General features: G+C 65.3%; 1 protein-coding gene. It reads right to left on the minus strand.

Annotation, left to right across the window (positions count from 1 at the left end; genetic code table 11):
* The coding region (locus Q8Q85_16305) for a glutamate synthase-related protein (protein ID MDP3775822.1) at positions 1-1,555 on the minus strand (1,555 nt) is incomplete at both ends.

The following is a 1,555-nucleotide window of genomic DNA, read 5'->3' on the forward strand; positions in this document are numbered from 1 at the left end:
CGGTGCCGCCGTCGTGGCCGGAGTTCAGCACCACGTCGGCGTGCGCCTTGGCGACGCCGGCGGCGACGGTGCCGACGCCGACTTCGGACACGAGCTTTACGTGAATGCGTGCGTCGCGGTTGGCGTTCTTCAAATCGTGAATCAGCTGCGCCAGGTCCTCGATCGAATAGATGTCGTGGTGCGGCGGCGGCGAAATCAGACCCACGCCGGGCGTGGAGTAACGTACCTTGGCGATCCACGGATAGACCTTGTGACCGGGGAGTTGGCCGCCTTCGCCGGGCTTGGCGCCCTGCGCCATCTTGATTTGCAGGTCGGTGCAATTCACCAGGTAGTGGCTGGTGACGCCGAAGCGTCCCGAGGCCACCTGTTTGACGCGCGAGTTGCGCTCGGTGCCGTAACGCCCGGGGTCTTCACCGCCCTCGCCGCAGTTTGAACGCCCACCCATGCGATTCATGGCGATGGCCAGAGACTCGTGCGCCTCGGCGCTGATCGAGCCGTAGGACATGGCACCGGTGGCGAAGCGCGTGACGATGTTTTCCACCGGCTCGACCTCGTCGATTGGAATCGGCCGGTCGGCGTACTTAAAATCCATCAGCCCGCGCAACGTCGCGAGACGGCCGGCAGCATCATCGCAACTCTTCGAGAACTCCTTGAACAGCACGTAGGAGTTCGCACGTGCGGCATGTTGCAGTTTGGCTACGGTCTCGGGGTTGAGCATGTGGTACTCGCCGTCGCGGCGCCACTGGTACTGCCCGCCCCAGTCGAGATCGGCGTGGCCCGCCGGCCGGTCCGGGTAGGCGTGGTGATGTCGCAGACTCGTTTCCTGCGCCACGACGTCGATGCCGATGCCGCCGACGCGCGACGCGGTCCAGGTAAAGTATTTATCGACGAACGCCTTATCGAGACCGATGGCCTCGAAAATCTGCGCACCGCGATACGACTGGATGGTGGAGATGCCCATCTTCGAGGTCACCTTGACCACACCCTTGTTCAGCGCCTTGAGGTAATTCTTGACCGCGCTGGCGGCGTCCACGCCCGCCAGCAGCTGCTCGCGAATCATGTCGTCGAAGGTTTCGAAGGCGAGATACGGATTAACCGCGCCGGCGCCGTAGCCGAGCAACAGCGCCATGTGGTGCACCTCGCGCGGTTCGCCGGACTCGACGATCAGGCCGACCTTGACGCGCGTGCCCGCGCGCACCAGGTGATGGTGCACGCCGGCGGTGGCGAGCAGCGCCGGGATCGGCATCTGCTGCGCGTCCACGCCGCGATCGGAAAGAATGATGAAGCTCGCGCCCTGCTGGATGGCCGCGCTCGCCTTCCGGCACAGCTCCTCCATGGCGCGCGTGAGGCCCTGCCCCCCGGAACCGGCCGGGAACAACATCGGCAGTGTCGCGGTCTTGAAGCCGTGCTTGTCGCCGATGGGACCGAGGCGAGGGCCGCGCGCCGAAGTGGAATCCCTGCTCGCTTCGCTCGCTCGTCCTGCCATATGAGCAGGCGCGGTTGCGGATTCGAGCGCGCGGATTTTGGCCAGTTCCGCGTTGTCGAGAAACGGCGT

This window comes from Gemmatimonadales bacterium (assembly GCA_030697825.1).
Lineage (GTDB): Bacteria > Gemmatimonadota > Gemmatimonadetes > Gemmatimonadales > JACORV01 > JACORV01.